This is a genomic window from Pedobacter sp. 05T44, assembly GCF_056395985.1.
Genome location: NZ_JBFTKO010000014.1, coordinates 67053 through 84130, shown reverse-complemented (window position 1 = coordinate 84130; position 17078 = coordinate 67053). Strand labels below are relative to the sequence as shown.

General features: G+C 39.3%; 13 protein-coding genes. 9 read left to right on the top strand and 4 right to left on the bottom strand.

What is annotated here, in order from left to right; translation table 11 throughout:
• Nucleotides 1-2 precede the first annotated feature (2 nt).
• The 8 genes from AC1DDK_RS19630 (at nt 3) to AC1DDK_RS19595 (ending at nt 9463) form a co-directional block, all read left to right on the top strand.
• A complete protein-coding gene (locus AC1DDK_RS19630) occupies nt 3-428 on the top strand; it encodes a WxcM-like domain-containing protein (RefSeq protein WP_337718041.1) in 426 nt (141 codons plus the stop codon).
• Between the two features lie 9 nt (nt 429-437).
• On the top strand, nt 438-1562 hold the full coding sequence (locus AC1DDK_RS19625) for a polysaccharide biosynthesis C-terminal domain-containing protein (RefSeq protein ID WP_337718042.1): 1125 nt from the start codon (nt 438-440) through the stop codon (nt 1560-1562).
• A 22-nt stretch (nt 1563-1584) separates the two neighbouring features.
• Complete coding sequence (gene wecB, locus AC1DDK_RS19620) at nt 1585-2721, top strand: non-hydrolyzing UDP-N-acetylglucosamine 2-epimerase (RefSeq protein ID WP_337718044.1); 1137 nt, start codon at nt 1585-1587, stop codon at nt 2719-2721.
• The gene (locus tag AC1DDK_RS19615) at nt 2718-3995 is read left to right on the top strand and encodes a glycosyltransferase family 4 protein (protein ID WP_337718046.1); all 1278 of its coding nucleotides are present in this window, start codon (nt 2718-2720) and stop codon (nt 3993-3995) included. The genes wecB and AC1DDK_RS19615 overlap by 4 nt, the downstream gene beginning before the upstream one ends.
• Before the next feature lie 138 nt (nt 3996-4133).
• Complete coding sequence (locus AC1DDK_RS19610) at nt 4134-5279, top strand: MraY family glycosyltransferase (protein WP_337718048.1); 1146 nt, start codon at nt 4134-4136, stop codon at nt 5277-5279.
• A gap of 126 nt (nt 5280-5405) precedes the next feature.
• Nucleotides 5406-6059, top strand: a complete 654-nt coding sequence (locus AC1DDK_RS19605) for a hypothetical protein (RefSeq protein WP_337718050.1) — start codon at nt 5406-5408, stop codon at nt 6057-6059.
• Nucleotides 6056-7744, top strand: coding sequence for a capsule assembly Wzi family protein (locus AC1DDK_RS19600; RefSeq protein ID WP_337718052.1), 1689 nt, complete (start codon nt 6056-6058; stop codon nt 7742-7744). Before AC1DDK_RS19605 ends, AC1DDK_RS19600 begins: the two co-directional genes overlap by 4 nt.
• 12 nt (nt 7745-7756) lie before the next feature.
• Nucleotides 7757-9463 (top strand): capsule assembly Wzi family protein, encoded by a 1707-nt coding sequence (locus AC1DDK_RS19595; protein ID WP_337718053.1) that lies wholly within the window; start codon nt 7757-7759, stop codon nt 9461-9463.
• Here AC1DDK_RS19595 and AC1DDK_RS19590 read toward each other — a convergent pair.
• The 4 genes from AC1DDK_RS19590 to AC1DDK_RS19575 are packed head-to-tail and all read right to left on the bottom strand — an operon-like array spanning nt 9423 to nt 15831.
• Nucleotides 9423-10508: a hypothetical protein gene (locus AC1DDK_RS19590; RefSeq protein WP_337718055.1), complete on the bottom strand. Its 1086-nt coding sequence runs from the start codon at nt 10506-10508 to the stop codon at nt 9423-9425. The genes AC1DDK_RS19595 and AC1DDK_RS19590 overlap by 41 nt on opposite strands.
• A gap of 1 nt (nt 10509) precedes the next feature.
• Entirely contained in the window at nt 10510-12846 is a 2337-nt protein-coding gene (locus AC1DDK_RS19585; protein ID WP_337718057.1) for an SLBB domain-containing protein, read from the bottom strand.
• A gap of 39 nt (nt 12847-12885) precedes the next feature.
• Nucleotides 12886-14553 carry a capsule assembly Wzi family protein gene (locus tag AC1DDK_RS19580; protein ID WP_337718059.1) on the bottom strand — a complete coding sequence of 556 codons (1668 nt, stop codon included), beginning with the start codon at nt 14551-14553 and terminating at the stop codon, nt 12886-12888.
• Between the two features lie 42 nt (nt 14554-14595).
• Nucleotides 14596-15831 carry a glycosyltransferase family 4 protein gene (locus AC1DDK_RS19575; protein ID WP_337718061.1) on the bottom strand — a complete coding sequence of 412 codons (1236 nt, stop codon included), beginning with the start codon at nt 15829-15831 and terminating at the stop codon, nt 14596-14598.
• Between the two features lie 308 nt (nt 15832-16139).
• On the opposite strand from AC1DDK_RS19575, the gene AC1DDK_RS19570 reads away from it, so the two are divergent.
• Nucleotides 16140-17078, top strand: coding sequence for an SDR family oxidoreductase (locus AC1DDK_RS19570; protein ID WP_172662037.1), 939 nt, complete (start codon nt 16140-16142; stop codon nt 17076-17078).

Genomic DNA, 17078 nt, shown 5'->3' with positions numbered 1-17078 from the left:
ATATGAAAGTACAAGTGTTAAATGGGGGAAAACATGTCGATAGCCGTGGTAGATTAGATCACGTTAATGATTTTGACATGTCTGAAGTAAAAAGAATGTATCTGATTACTCATATAGATCCTTCTGTTAAAAGAGGATGGAGGGCGCATAAATTAGAACAGCGTTGGTTCTATGTAGTTGAAGGTAGTTTTGAGGTCAGTTTAGTTAAAATAGATGATTGGGTAAACCCCAATCCTGATCTGCAATTGGAAGTTTATGTGTTATCTGCCGATAAACCCCAAGTACTTCATGTGCCTGTTGGTTATGCAACAGGATTCAAGGCTTTAGAACGTGATGCCAAGTTTATTGTATATGCTGATTTTGGCATTGAGAATGCGGTGAATGATAATTATCAATATCCCAGCGATTATTTTACGAATTGGAAGTGAACTTTATAAATGAATAAATTAAGAGTAGGAATAACAGGACAAGATGGGTTTGTAGGACAATACCTATATAATACTTTGGGTCTTTCTCCTGAGGAATTTGAACGAATAGATTTTAACAGGGATGACTTTGACAATCAAACGAAACTTAATGATTTTGTTGCTCAGTGTGATGTTATTGTTCATTTAGCTGCGATGAATAGACATCCGGATCCGGAAGTTATATATAATACTAATATTGATCTTGTTAAAAAAATTATTCTGGCACTAGAAACCTGTCAGAGTAAAGCTCATGTTTTGTTTTCATCTTCTTCACAAGAAGAAAATGAAAATTTATATGGTAAAAGTAAAAAAGAGGGTAGGGAGTTGTTAACGAAATGGGCAGATAAATCTGGGGGTAAATTTACCGGGATGGTTATTCCGAATGTCTTTGGGCCTTTCGGAAAACCTTATTATAATTCTTTTATCGCCACGTTTTCTCATCAGTTAAGTCACAATGAGCAACCTAAAATAGAAAAAGATACGGACGTCAAGCTTATTTATATTGGAGATTTAATAGATGTAATAATTTCTGAAATAGTGAAAGAGACTGGGGAGAATATACTTGTTGTTCCACATACAGATCAAAAGAAGGTTTCGGAGATATTGGCTCTTTTGGAAATTTTTAAATCCCAATATCTAGACGCAGGAATAATACCGGAGTTAAAGGACTTATTTGAACTAAACCTATTTAATACTTTCAGATGTTATATGGACATTCGAAATCACTATCCTGTAAAGTTTGTGAAACATGCAGATCCAAGGGGTATCTTTGTTGAAGTAATAAGGTTAAATGTTGGCGGACAAGTATCTTTTTCTACTACTGTTCCTGGGATTACCAGAGGCAATCACTTTCACACCCGTAAAATTGAACGTTTTGCTGTAATTAAAGGCAAAGCCTTGATACAGCTACGTAAAATTGGAACAGAGGATGTATTTGACTTCTATCTGGATGGGAATGAACCTGCTTATGTTGATATGCCAATATGGTATACCCATAATATAAAGAATATAGGAGATGAAGAACTATATACCAATTTTTGGATCAATGAATTTTTTAATCAGGATGACCCCGATACTTATTTCGAGACGGTTTAATAAAAAATAAACATCAAATTAAATGAGAGAAAAGCTTAAAGTGATGACAGTGGTTGGCACTAGGCCCGAAATTATCAGGCTTGCAAGAGTCATGGCCGCCCTTGATGCCTCTGAAGCAATTGAACATGTTATTGTGCACACTGGACAAAACTATGATTATGAATTAAATCACATCTTTTTTGATGATCTGGATATCCGTAAGCCGGATTTTTTTCTGAATGCAGCAGGAGCTACAGCTACAGAGACCGTTGGACAAATCTTAATTAAAATTGATCCTTTGCTCGAAAGTGAAAAACCAGATGCCTTTCTGGTCTTGGGAGATACAAACTCTTGTTTATGTGCTATTCCGGCAAAGAAACGTCACATACCTATATTTCATATGGAAGCAGGGAATCGCTGTTTTGATCAGCGTGTGCCTGAAGAAACCAACAGAAAAATCGTGGATCATGTATCAGATGTAAACCTTACCTATAGTGATATTGCCAGAGAATACCTTTTGCGTGAGGGATTGCCAGCCGATAGGATCATTAAAACAGGTTCTCCAATGTTTGAGGTACTAAATCACTACCTACCTAAAATTGAAAGTTCTGATGTTTTAAAGCGTCTAAATTTGGAGGAACAAAAATACTTTGTTGTATCTTCTCATCGGGAAGAAAATATTAGTAGTGAAAAGAACTTTGTAAACTTAATGCATAGTTTAAATCTTATCGCTGCTAAATATGGTTATCCTATTATTGTTAGTACCCATCCAAGAACAAGAAATATGATAGAAGCAAAGAGGATTGAAATGATGCCTGAAATCCAATTTCTTAAACCTATGGGTTTTAACGATTATAACGCGCTGCAAATGAATTCATATGCAGTTCTGTCCGATAGTGGTACAATTTCAGAAGAGTCATCGACACTTAATTTTCCTGCATTAAATCTTAGAGAAGCCCATGAACGCCCTGAAGCTATGGAAGAAGCTTCAGTGATGATGGTTGGTATGAATCCTGAACGCATTATGCAAGCATTGGTTCAATTACAGTACCAAAAGAGAGGAGAAGAAAGAAGTTTTAGAAAGGTAGCCGATTATTCTATGCCCAATGTTTCTGATAAAATGGTTAGAATAATTATAAGTTATGTTGATTACGTTAAAAGAGTTGTGTGGTCTGAATGAAAAAAAAGATTTTAATACATTCGCTAGTATTTAGTCCTGATGGGGTTTCCACAGCTTATTTATATAATGATATCGCTTTAAAATTCTTTGAAAGTGGATATGAAGTTGTGGTATTAACTACAACCCCTCATTATAATATTTTGGAAGAAGAATTATCCCAACAACCATTAAATCCAAAATTTTTTGGACTTTACTATGAAAGTAAATTTCATAATATCAGGGTAATTCACATTCCTCAAAAAAAATTTAAAAGTACGGTATTGCGGATGGTAGGTTTTTTGTACTGGCATTTTTTGGCACTAATTCTAGGATTAATGCAAAAGAATATTTCTTTGATATTATCTCCCTCTCCACCGCTTACAATAGGAATGATTAATATTCTTATTGCTAAATTAAAGGGGGCGAAAGTTATTTATAATGTTCAGGAAATTTACCCGGATCTTTTGATTAACCAGGGAAGCTTGAAGTCTAAACCTTTTTATAACTTACTTAGACTTTTGGAAAGATTTGTCTACAATAAATCGAGTGCAGTAACAACAATTGATTCTGTCTTTTATGAAACAATAAAACCCAGATTTAAAAATCCTTCCAAATTGCATGTTATCCCAAATTTTGTTGACACAGAATTGTTTAAGCCTATCCTACATGATAAGAGTTGCTTAGATGTTAATTTGTTTCCTGAAAAAAGAGGGATTTTAAAAGTGATGTATGCTGGTAATATTGGCTTGGCTCAAGATTGGGGACCACTATTAGAGATAGCCAAGAGATTGGTAGGTTTTAATGTGGAGTTTTGGGTCATTGGGGAGGGTGTTATGAAAGCTTATTTGGAAAATGAAATTAAAACTGAAAAGCTAACCAATATTCATTTAGTACCTTATCAACCGCGTTCGCAAATGCCAGGTTTAATTTCGTATGCAGACATTCATTTTATATTTATGTCCAGGGAGATGGAAGGTCAAGGTTTTCCATCCAAAGTCTACACTATATTGGCTTGTAGTAAACCATTACTGGTAATATCAGGAAAGCACACACCTATTCATAATTTTCTTGATGCGGCAAATTGTGCTTTTTTGGTAGATAGTGAGACTTTTCAAGAAAAATGTGAGGAGGTTGTGGAAATTTTGAAAAATGCTTCTCTGAATAAGTCTGATTTAGAAAGAATGGCAATAGAGGGGGCTAAGTTAATTGAAAAACAATATTCAAAGAACGCCGTAACACAGCAATATGTTGACTTAGCAGATCAAATATTACATCATAATCATAATGTAAATTAATTCAGTCTATATCGGTTAGAAAGAATCGGGCCATATTTCTGTTTGAAATTAAATAATATCACTAGTAGGTGATATCAGATAATTTTCTTTAATTTTGACACTATTACAGTTCTTTGCTCTCACATAAAACGCTTACCTATGCTTTTCACCCTAATCTACCTTACAAGTCTTCTGGTTGTAGCTTTTGCTATTCCACCTATAATAACTGTTTCACTGAGAAAACGGCTGTTTGATGATCCAAATGAGTCCAGAAAGATACATAAACGTATTATTCCAAACTTTGGTGGCGTAGCCATTTTTACGGGGTTTCTTTTTTCCTGCTCCATATTTATTCCGTCACAGATATTGCCAGAGGCTAATGTTTTAATGGGTGCAGGTTTGGTACTTTTTATGATCGGATTAAAGGATGATATCATTGGTTTGGGCCCGGGTATCAAATTTGTTGCACAGTTCGCAAGTGCTTTTATTGTGGCTATGGTTGCAAACATAAGAATAACAGACATGCATGGGGTGTTTGGAGTTTATGATCTGCCTTACTATGCAAGTATAACTTTAACTGTCTTTTTTATCGTCGGCATTGTTAATGCTTTTAATCTAATTGATGGGATCGATGGGCTTGCAGGATCAATTGGATTAATTCTTTGCGTAGCATTTGGGGTGCTTTTTTATAAATCAGGGGATTTGGGATGGGCTTATCTGGCAACTGCATTGGCTGGAGCACTTCTTGGGTTTTTATTTTTTAACGTAACTCCCGCAAGGATCTTTATGGGAGATTCAGGCTCACTACTGTTAGGGTTCATTGCTGCTGTGCTGAGTATTAAGTTTATGACCATAAGTCTTACTGAAAACGTAATGGCCGGGCCATTTGTAGTCACCTCAGGCATGGGGATGGTCTCTGCGATTTTAATTATACCCGTTTTTGATACCTTACGTGTTTTTACATTAAGAATCATGCGTGGCACCTCTCCATTTACTGCAGATAGCAATCATATCCATCATCGCTTGCTCTCACTGGGTTTAAGCCATGTGCAGGCAACATTAGTACTCGCCTCTGTAAATGTTGTTTTTATTATTACTGCACTGGCTTTACAAAATATAGGTGATGCACAGCTGATCTCATTGATCATGCTGTTGATGCTAAGCTTAAATGGTGTCTTAAGTCTGTCTATAAATATCATTAGAAAGAGGGCTCGTTTGTTAACTACTTCAACTCAAGTAGATAAAATGGCTGAAGCAGATAAAAGCTTTGCTGAACGGGTTCTTGAGAAAATCTCAGAAAATTAACCTCCTTCCCTTATTAAAACGGTAAGTTTGCGGTGCAAAACTGGGATCGTTGTGTTTTCCAAAATACGGCATTAAAGTTGTGTGCATAGAATCCGATGAATACCTGTATGAAGAAAAAGCTATTTAATGAATAAATGTCTATTATTTTTTTTGTGTCTGATCTTGTTTGGATCCTGCGCAAAGGACTATCGCAACCAAGCTGAAGTCTATAGTAATGATTTTGAACAAAGTAATCTGACCGGTATTTCCGGTGGAGAGATCGAAACGTTCAACAACTCTAAAGTACTGGGTAGATACAACAATAGCGGGTTTGAGCTATCGTTGAGCAAGCTACCGGAACATGATTTGGTCGAAATCTCTTTTGATCTCTATATCCATGATGCCTGGGATGGGAATAAGGAAGGTGAAGATGGCATAGTTGACGGCCCGGATTTTTGGGAGATGATGCTGGATGGAAAGAGTTACATCAGAACAACGTTCTCTAATGTGCCCTGCGGAACCGGTACTTTTTGTGAGCCTCAGTCTTATCCGCACAATTATCCAAATAACAACAACAATCCTAAAACCGGTGCTGCTAATAGAAATCTTCCGGGAGTTTGTAATATGGCAGGTGTAGTAGGAGGAACCTCTTTGTATAAAATTGTTAAACAAATCAAACATTCCGATCAAAAGCTAATCCTGAAATGTGTTGATCAGTTAAAGCAAAGCAATGCTCCTGATCCTAAATGCGACGAAAGTTGGTCGGTCGATAATATTAAAATTAAAGCAATCAGGTTATGAGATACTTAAAATTAACCACCCTGATTTTATTAGCGGGAAGCTTTAATTTCAAATCAACGGCTCAATCTTTACCCGTTGGAACGCCTGGTGCAGAAGATTATTACAGACGTAGCCAGCTCCTTGGGCAATTGGATTCCAGCGTTTCCTTTATGGTAAGGCCGGTGATGCCTAAATCAGCTTTTGGTAAAAAGGATGTGTTTTACCTGGAAGATGAAACACGGTATAACCTGCTCGATGCTGATCATAGCTGGGGTTTGGATTCTGGCAAGTTTAAAGCCATGCTTCTGCCCTTAGGCATTCAAAATCAAATAAACACACACCATCCATATGGATGGAACGACGGGGCGATGATTCCTGCAAAGGGCTTACAAACTGTTTTAAGTGCAGGGATTTATGCCGAGTACGGACCGTTTACCATTCAATTCAGACCTGAAGTGGTCTTGGCCGCAAATACTGGGTTTGATACCTTTGATAAGGATCATTATGACGTAATTGCCGCAAGGTATTACGACTTTTATAACAATATAGACCTTCCGGCCAGGTTCGGAAAAAGTGCCTACAATAAAGCTTATTGGGGCCAAAGTAGCATCAGGTTAAATTACAAAGCCCTATCATTCGGCCTTTCAACAGAGAATCTTTGGTGGGGACCCGGCATGCGTAGTTCTCTTCTGATGAGCAATACCGCCCCGGGCTTTAAACACTTAACCTTAAATACCAGGAAACCGATTTCCACACCAATTGGATCTTTTGAAGGCCAGTTAATTGCCGGAAGACTGGAGTCATCAGGTTTTGGAGCGCTTGAACCTGAACGTGAATATTTTTTTAATCCATTGTATGTTCCAAAAAGAAACGATTGGCGTTATTTATCGGGGCTTGTTGTTACCTACCGACCTAAGTGGATTCCGGGATTATTTCTGGGCATAACTAGAACTGCCCAAACCTATAGCGATGACCTGAACAGCTTTGGCGATTATCTTCCTTTCTTCTCCAGGGTAAAACGGGTAGTAGGAGATGAATCCCTTAACCAACGGGATGAGCACAGTTCCATATTTATGCGGTGGCTATGGCCTGAGGAACATGCCGAAATTTACTTCGAGTATGGACACAGCAATTCCACACAGGATTTGCGTGGCGCACTGCTTGAACCACAGCAATCCAGAGCCTATCTTTTTGGGCTTAGAAAAATTCTTCCCTTCAACAAATCAAGAGATGAGAACATCATGATCAATGTGGAAGTTACGCAAATGCAGGAAACCTCAGCAGATAAGATCAGAACGGTCAATAGCTGGTACCTGAGTAAAAGCATCCGACATGGTTATACCAATCGGGGAGAAGTGCTTGGCGCAGGCATTGGGCCGGGCGGAAACCTACAGTCATTAGACGTGAGTTGGTTTAAGGGACTAAAGAGAATAGGATTGCAATTAGAACGCTACGTTCACAATAACGATTTTTACTTTTATGCCTATGAGGATAGTGTTGACCCCAGAAGGCATTGGACTGACCTGAGCCTCGCGGCAAATGGGGAATGGAATTATAAGAATTTCATTTTCAATGCGAAATTGCAAGGGATAAAGTCCTTAAATTATCAATGGTATTTGTTTCAGGGGCCTAATGATCCGATTTGGGTAAATGGAAGAGGTGCTTTTAATTTACAGGTTCAGGCAGGTGTTACCTATCGTTTTTAATCAGGCATTACAATGAAGAAGATATATTACTCAATCCTTACTGTTGTTATTTGCAGTGGTTTAAACTTAACCCAGACACAGGCGCAGTCACTTCCTGTTGGAACACCGGTCTTGGAAGACTATTATCGCAGAAAACAGCTACTAGGAGAGCTCGACTCGACAGTATCCTTTACAAGCAGGCCATTATTTCCTACCGAAGCATTTAAAGTGCACAATGTATTTGATCCGGATAGCTCATTGCGGGAAGATGGCTGGTTGAAGTTTGACGGCCCGCTTTCTTTTGCAAATGGAAAGGGAAAGTTCCAGATTTTACCCTTTAGCTGGCAGCAGCAATTCAACTCCCATCATCCTTATGGTTGGAACGACGGTGCGATGATCCCGGCTCGTGGGTATCAATCTTTGATCACAGGAGGCTTCTTCGCAAAAATTGGCCCTTTAAGCATTCAGCTACAACCTGAATTTGTATATGCTGCTAATAAAAGCTTTGATGGTTTTGCTCTCGATCGTTCAGATGTTGAACTTCGAAGGTATTATGCAAGATATACCGCTACTGATCTTCCTGAACGTTTTGGTGCTGGTGCTTATAATAAGGTCTTATGGGGGCAAAGCAGTATCCGCTTAACAATTGGTCCTGCGTCAATTGGCGTCTCCAATGAAAATTTATGGTGGGGGCCTGGTATGCGCAACTCTTTATTGATGAGTAATAGTGCTGCTGGGTTTAAGCATATCACTTTGAATACCGTACGTCCAATTCATACTTATATAGGATCTTTTGAAGCGCAGATTATAGCGGGTCGATTGAATGCTTCAGGTTTGCCGCCATTAGAGGTGCAGAATGCTGCCAACGGTGAGAATTTATTAAGAGAAAGGAAGGATGATTGGCGATATCTTTCTGCCTTGAATGTCAGTTTTCAACCTAAATGGGTACCTGGATTGTTTCTTGGTTTTACCAGAGCTTTTCATGCTTACCATTCTGATCTAAGTGGCTTTAAAGACTATTTCCCTTTCTTTACCCCTTTTCAAAAGGTTAAAACTGATGATGGGGATCCTTTTGATCGTGACCAATTGACTTCTTTATATGCACGCTGGATATTTACTAAGGCAAAGGCAGAGGTTTATTTCGAATATGGAATTAACGACAATTCCTATAATTTTAGGGATTTTATCGGCTCTCCGGATCATTCCAGGGCATATCTATTTGGGGTAAGGAAATTAGTGCCGTTGAAGGCACGTAAGGACGAATTTATTTCCTTTAATGCGGAAATTACCCAAATGTCTCAATCACCCGATCGCTTGGTAAGAGAAGCAGGAAGCTGGTATACCCATAGTGGTGTATTGGATGGCTATACTAACGAAGGACAGGTATTGGGTGCTGGTGTTGGCCCTGGAGGCAATCTTCAGTCACTAGATGTGAGCTGGGTTAAAGGTTTAAAGAAATTAGGTCTTTCATTTGAACGTTATGAGCATAATATGGACTTTTATTACGGTTCTATTAACGACTTGGATGGCCAAAGTAGAAGATGGGTAGATTTCGCACTAGCCGCTCAAGGCGAATGGAATTACGGAAATCTCCTATTCAATGCAAAATTGCAAGGAATCAGATCCATGAATTACCAATGGAGGTTAAAAGATTACGATCCAACTTCCGACAGGTATTACATCCCGCACAACGGCGTATTTAACTTTCATGGGGAACTGGGTGTTTCTTATCGCTTCTAAATAGAAGAATATAGAAACCACAGGCAATTCCTCCTATAAGCATACCGGTTAATATACCCATTGAGTATTTTAACCGGTTTTTCTTTAATGGTAGTTCAGGTTCATCTACAATCTGTACCGTTGGGGTTTCCTGAGCCAACATGGTTTTACTTACCTCCAGGTTCTTAACCGTTTCAGTAAAAATAGTACTTAAAACAATCTTATCACGTTCCTTTACTTCCGCAGTAGCATTAGCTGACGCATAAGCCGGATTCAGGTCTAACAAAGCCTGACTAGCAGAGGAAGCCGCATACGTCTTACGATTTAAGATCAGTCCAATGCTGTCTGCCCGGTGCTGTAAACGATTTACATTACTTCTTAACCTGCTGGTTTTGGTACGGATATAGAAATCCGTCGCTTGTTTAATGATGCGGGTACAGAATAGTTGTGCCAGCCTCTCATCTTTCATGGTGGTATTTACCTCAAAAAAGCCAAGCTTTTTATCGGTTTTTGCAATGCCAAACTCACCACCAAGGATCTGTTCGGTCATTACATGTAAAAGACTGTCCTGAATTCGGGTATATTGCTTACCATTAACCGGAAAAGTGATGATCTTTCCATCCTTACTGTATTTAAGCCATTTTTTGTTTAGCTTATTTACTTCGGCATAACGATCGGCCAGGGATCTGGTTTGTGTGGTATCATAACTGGAAAGCAAGGTGGCCTTAATTAATTTCTGGCTCTTTACCAGCTCTTGTACATTATCACCGGCCAGCACGCCACTACCACCACCAATTCCGTCCATACTAAAGCCAAACTGCCCTGCTAAGGCCGCAAGTCCACCAGCTCCTGATGATTTGGCGTCATCAATCACAAAAGTTAACCTTGCCGTATAAGAAGGTGTCCATACCCAGGCGCTTAAAGCACCAAGCAGTGCTCCCGTAATAATTGCAGCGGCCAACAGTTTTTTAAAACTGAAAACGTATTTAAGGTCATTTATGCGGTTTCCGATTACTTTGCTTAAAGAGAACTCGGGCTCGTATGGATATGGATTTTCCTGGGCCATGTTATTTGTTTAAAATAGCGATTAAACTGATCAATGCAGTCAGCGCCGATGTAATCCCGGTGATTTCAGCAAAGCCAAGCTTAAACCTGTTGTTTGGATCTTTTTCCGGTACTATAATCTTACTTCCCGGCTTCACAGATGGGTAATTACGGAAAAACAAGAAACGCCTTACAGGTTTGTTTAATCCGTCAGGATACTTTACATAAGCACCTTTCAATCGTGCATTTTCTTTTGTTCCGGCAGCCGCATTGATATAATACTTAAAGCTCCGGCCATTATAATCTACAAACTGAGGGTTATTTACTGCCCCTGCAACTTCTACAAAAGAGATCTGGCGAGGTATATAGATACTGTCGCCCGGTAAAAGGATCATGCTGGTCTTTACTTTTGGATCCTGGCTTTTATTGGTCAGATCCAGGTTCACGCGTACGCCTTTTCTAAATACCTGGGCATTCTCTAGAGCGCCATAAGGACTCAACCCACCGGCTCTTTGTAAAAGATCCAATGCCGTTTCATCCCTTCTTTGCACGGCGTAATCACCAGGGAACAATACCTCACCCTTCACACTGATGTTGCCAAGCGCGCGGTAGTTTACCAGTCTTGGAACATAAATATAATCCATCGGCTCCAGCTCCAGTTCCTGCGCTTCACCTGAGGTTTGATTCATATTTATGGTAAAGGTCTTCACCAATTGGTTGGCAACGCTATCTGAACTGTTTTTAATGATTCTCGAGATCTCTACATGATGCTCAGCAGCTTCATCCTGAAAACCGCCCGCCATCGCAATTACATCTGCCAGTTTCATGCCTTTTCTATACGTAAATGCGGCAGGAAGCTTAACAAACCCCGCAACGGTTACATTCTGGGCAGAAGTGAAAACAGCCCTGTCCTGAACCATAATAGAATCTTCTCTCATCAATGGAATATCATTTTTTCCATTCACCACATCTGCCGGATTAAAAGAGATCAGCTCTTTCTCCAGGGTGGTCAATGTTCTTTTGATGTGTCCACGCTCCATATAAGCTTCGGGTTTTAATCCCTGAGCTGTTTTTAGCAACTCAGCAAGGCTTAAGCCTGCTGTAAGCTCATAAGTGCCCGGTCTGTATACCGCGCCTTCTAGAACAACTCTATTGGTGTATCTTTCGGTAATCGCACCAATTTGTACCAGGTCACCATTGTTAGGTGTAAAATTCTTGTACAAAGAAGAAGGCACATCTTTTACCTCTCTTTGTAGCTCATTTACCTGATCTACTTTAGCGATGCCACGATAAGCCACATCTGTAAATCCGCCTGCATATTTAATTAGGTCTTCCAGTTGTTCGTTTTCTTTAAGCTCATAAATGGCGGGTCTTTTAACTTCACCTTTAATCCCAACTCTCTTTTTGTAAACCGGGATACGGATCACATCCTGATCTTCCAACCTGGTGTTTCCGTCCATTAAGCCGTTTTGCAAAAAGTTGTAAAAATCGACTGTTTTATAGACTTTATTATTTCTTAGTAATTCAATATTTCTTAAGGAACCATTGTTATTTGGACCGCCTGAATTGTATAGCGCATTAAACAAGGTCGATAAAGATGATAAAGTGTAGGAACCCGGAGTTTTTACTTCTCCAACCAGCGTAACCTTAATGCTGCGGGTACTGCCCAGGTTTACGGCCAGCTGCGTTTGTCCATTTCGCAATGCAGGATATACCTTGGTCATTTTATTACGGATCAGACTTGTTGCCTGCTCTATCGTAAAACCATTCAGGTAAACAATACCTGCATATGGGATTTGTACATTTCCCTCAGGAGTGATCCTGGTACGTACACTGCTTTCGTTTAATCCAGTAACCAGCACAATCAGCTCATCACCTGGCCCCAATACATAGCTCTTAGGCGTAGCCATACTGAAATTCGGTTCAAATTTTATGGCGGTCTGGTTAAAGAACTCCATTCCATAAACATTTAGCGGCGCTTCAGGCACGGGAGCCGGTTTTGGAGCTACATAAGGTTTTATCACCGTTTGGGCCGTATCTCTTGTATAATCTACATTTGGTTTTTGGGGAGATGAGTTTAATTTCACCTGTTTTTTGTTCAAACCAAGTAAGGTCACCCTATTTTTAAATTCTTCTACTTCTGTGGCAGGCATTCCTTTTTGGATCATCAGCTTATAGGCTTCGCTTTCCGGAACCCCTGATTCCTGTAACTTTTTCCAGGCTTGTCCAATTTGCTCATCCGACAACTGGCTTACTTTTACATTCTGAATATCACTCATGGATATAGACTGCGCGTTACTTCGGAAAGAAGTAGCGAGGAAGAAAATGAAAAGAATATAAAAGGGTAATTTATTGTTCATGTAGATATTATGATAAATGACAAATATAAGTATTCAGGGTTAAAAGCCATAAGATACGCCGAACTTAAACTCGTTTGGAACAGCGGATGTTTGCAGAGCAGGTCTTATTACTCCATCCTGGTGCATGAAAGAAGTTTTAACATATAATTTATTCAGCAGTTGGTAATTTACCTCAAGTAAATATTGTTTTTGAGTTTCTACCGGCCCCTCACTTAAGAATTTTGGCTGTGGCTCTGCAAAATACTGATCATAAAGGTTTCCTTCCTGACCTTTTCTAATGGCTGTGAACTGGAAACTGGCAACCATACGGGGTATAGGTGTGTAGTTAACCCATGCAGTAACTCTGTCTGCATTTTGTCCAATCCAGTCGCCCATTAAATAACTCTGATTTGTATAGGTTTGTGCGGGGATCAGATTGTTGTAGGCATAAGGGTTTATGCGACTGTATTCTCCTCCCAATGTTAAATACGGCACCAGTACGTCTGTAACAGAGGCACCAACACTGTACCCAATCTGATTTCTGCTTTTTGAGGCGTTAAAAATTGCCCCTGTTCTAATCTCGTCAATAAAAAGGGATCCGTATAAATGTGTTTTGGGTAAATGATTTCTGGAACTTACAGAAAAGAAGAACTGGCTGTTTGCTCCGGTTGAAAGCTTATAGCGACTTTGGTATTGATCATATGCTTTAAAGAACATTACCGGGATCAGGTATCCTACATCCAGATTATCACTATAAACTACCGATTCACCCACACTAAGGTCCAGGCCTTTAACTGGGATAAAACTTAGGGTATGTGAAGCCAGGAATTTAGGAATGTAGATTTCCCTGTTATTGCCAAAATGCGGATTGCCCTTATCATAAGATCTTGCCGAATCAACTAATGCAGAATTTAACCAGGCATGAATGTAATTAAAGCGAAGCCATTTAAGTGGTTGATAATCAATTCTGATGTTCGGGTAAGCAGGTGATTTGTCAGATAAGACCAATCGTCCACCTTGTCCATAGCCCCACAGCATTTGGTCTTTTCCAAAGCTGATCGCCCCATTTTCCCAGGCGTAAGTAATGTTTCCCCTGAAATCGCTGTAATTTACAGTCTTTGCATTTGGGTTTATGTTTGCCGTTCTGATGATCCCGGTTTCAGGTGTAAATATTCGGGTGCTGTCAATTCCTTTACCGCGATCAGTAATATCCTGAAAATAAAACTGAAAGCTAATGTGCTTTCCGGCATGACCCCAAAAAGTTAAGCCGGTTCCCACGCGGGCCATGCTTTTGTTTTTTCCCTGAAAGGTTTCAAAAGTCAGGGCAGGGTCTCCCCTTAATAGAAAATCGTCTTTGGTAACGGATAGAAATCTCCATCTACCTGCTGGATCTTTCTTGAAAAAAGTAGTAGTGTCTTTTACGTTGGTGCTAAATTCACTGAACTCCTGTAAATAAAAAGCAAGTTCTTTTTGTTCGGTTGTGCTCAGTTTAGCCGATGAATCCTGTAAACTGGTCAATAATGAAGCAATTTGTTTCCTGCTCACCGGTTGGATCAGGTCATTAAACTCGATGTTTCCTTTTTGGGCCTGACGCGAGAGGTATTTATAAACAGGGTTTGTTGGGTTTTCGTATACAACCTGAGCATTACTCTTCAAAGCGATAAAGGAAAATCCAATAATAAGGACAGAAAAGAGGGGTATGGTTTTCTTGATATGTAAGCTATTCATTTTTAGATGATAGTTTTATGAAAAATATAATTGTAAATATGATTATAGAGAAGGAATAAGCGTTTGTAATCCTGAAAAATGTTTTTCGGTGTTGATAAGACCGCGAATATGTTTTTCTGCATTTGCTCCCATTTGCAATAACAGGTTCTTATTGTTGTAAAGCTCATTTATCTTTTCAGAAAGTTGCGAATAATTACCCGGTTCAAATAAGAATCCGGTATGCCCATCAATCACCATTTCGGGGATCGCACCAATTTTCGAGCCAATTACAGGTTTGCCCATGGCCATGGCTTCCACAACGGTAAAGCCAAGCACTTCATACCATTCAGAAGGGCAGATCAAAAAGTCGGCGCTTCCAATCAGCTCCAGGGTTTCTTTTTTGTTTTTTTTACCCATAAATTCTACGTTGTTCAGGTTGTTCTTCGCAACAAAGTCGATGAGCTCGGCCTGCTGTGTCCCTGTTCCAATAACCTTTAACCGGATCTCCGGATGATCTTTCATGGCCGCCAATATCGTATGTACTCCTTTTATCTTTTCCAGTCGGCCTACGAACACAATATAGCGTTCATTTGAAGCTACAGCAATCTGTGCTTTTGCCGCTTCAATCTCTTCGTAATCATAACCATGGTAAAGCTGCACCAGCTTCTCTTCAAAGAAATTAAAGGATTTGAATTTCTCATACAGAAAAACAGAGGGGCACACATAGTGATCTACATAAGCATAGTAATTCAGGTATTTATGAACATAGTTCTCAAGTGCCGCCACTACACTTGCCGGATAAGAACCTTTTTTGCACTTATTGGTTACGCAATGGTGAAAGGCACCACCAAAGCATTTTTCGCAGATCTTTCCGTGACTGATAAAGGTACTTTCAGGACAAATCGGTGTGTATTCATGAAGCGTCCAGATGATGGGGATTCCCCGGTCTTTAAGTGTTTTTAAAATCGCAGGAGTGATGTAGTGATGGATCACATTGATGTGTGCGAAATCGATCTTAACCGTATCCAGTAACTTTTCCAGCTGCTGCTGTGCTTCGGTCGAGAAAATGCTTTTCTTTACTACCTTCAGTCCATCACTCAGGCTCTTTTTGTTTACTTTTTTATAATCTATGTGTTCAATAAAATATTCAGTGTAGTCAGAAGGAAAGTTTCTTGGATCCTTCATAGAAAAGGGAATTACCTGGTGTCCTTTTTCCCGATAAAGCTTGGTGACGTTTTCAACATAGGTCCAATCTCCACCACTCGGATACCAGGTCCAGTTTGCAACAAGAATATTCATTTGTTTCTTCTAAATTAACACTTATAATAAACTGGCATAATTTTTATACACCATACGTTGTTAAACGTAATTTGCGCTCAAAGATGCTTGTATTAAATGAAATTTTACCAAAATGAACTCATTTTTGGTCATTTTTCAGTTTTTTTAATGCAAAGTGCTGCTCTGCCAGGCAAGTTAAATTTGGACAGAATTAAAAAAGGTTGTACTGGTAATAAAAAAAAGTTAATTTTGGCGTCAACATCAAACCATTTAATCTCTTGCCATACAACTCTTTTAAAAGATTGAAAAATATGGCGTTAAAGTCTCTAATGAAGAAGAAAATTTATATTGCCGGTGCTGGCGGAATGCTTGGTGAAGCCTTTCACTCTGTTTTTAAAGAAGAATACGAACTTAAATGTACTGATAAGGACGTCAATGAAAATTGGCTTAGTTTTCTTGATTTCCGTGAGTTCGAACAATATAAAAAGGACGTAACCGACTTTAATCCCGACTATCTTTTTCACCTTGGTGCCTATACCGATCTGGAGTATTGTGAACTGAATCAGGACGATACCTATCTGACCAACACTACTTCGGTAGAAAATGCAGTGTATATCGCAAATCAATTGAATATCCCTTTGTTGTACATCAGCACCGCAGGTATTTTTGATGGAAAGAAAGAATTCTATGATGATTGGGACGAACCAAATCCACTTGGTCATTATGCCCGCTCAAAATACATGGGCGAGCGTTATGTAAGGGAAAATGCCAAACGTTACATCATTTGCCGTGCAGGCTGGATGATGGGCGGCGGTCCAAAGAAAGATAAAAAGTTCATCAATAAACTCATCAAGCAGCTGGTTAAAGGTACCAGAGAACTTCATGTGGTAAATGATAAAGATGGAACACCAACATTCACAGTTGATTTTGCAAAAAATGTAAAGCTGTTATTTGAAAAAGAATATTGGGGCCTATATAATTTAGTGTGTAACGGTGAGACCAGCAGACGTGAAGTTGCTGAGGAGCTGGTAAATATTCTGGGTTTATCAGAAGAAGTAACCTTTAAAGAAGTCTCGTCAGATTACTTTAAAGACACTTATTTTGCGCCGAGACCTACCTCAGAGCGCTTGATCAATAAAAAACTGACTTTAAGGGATTTGAACATCATGCGTGATTGGAAGGTTGCTTTAAGAGAGTATATCGATAACTATTACGCTGAATTCCTGGAAGAGAACCTTCCTGCTACAAAAGAAACCATCAGTCTTTAA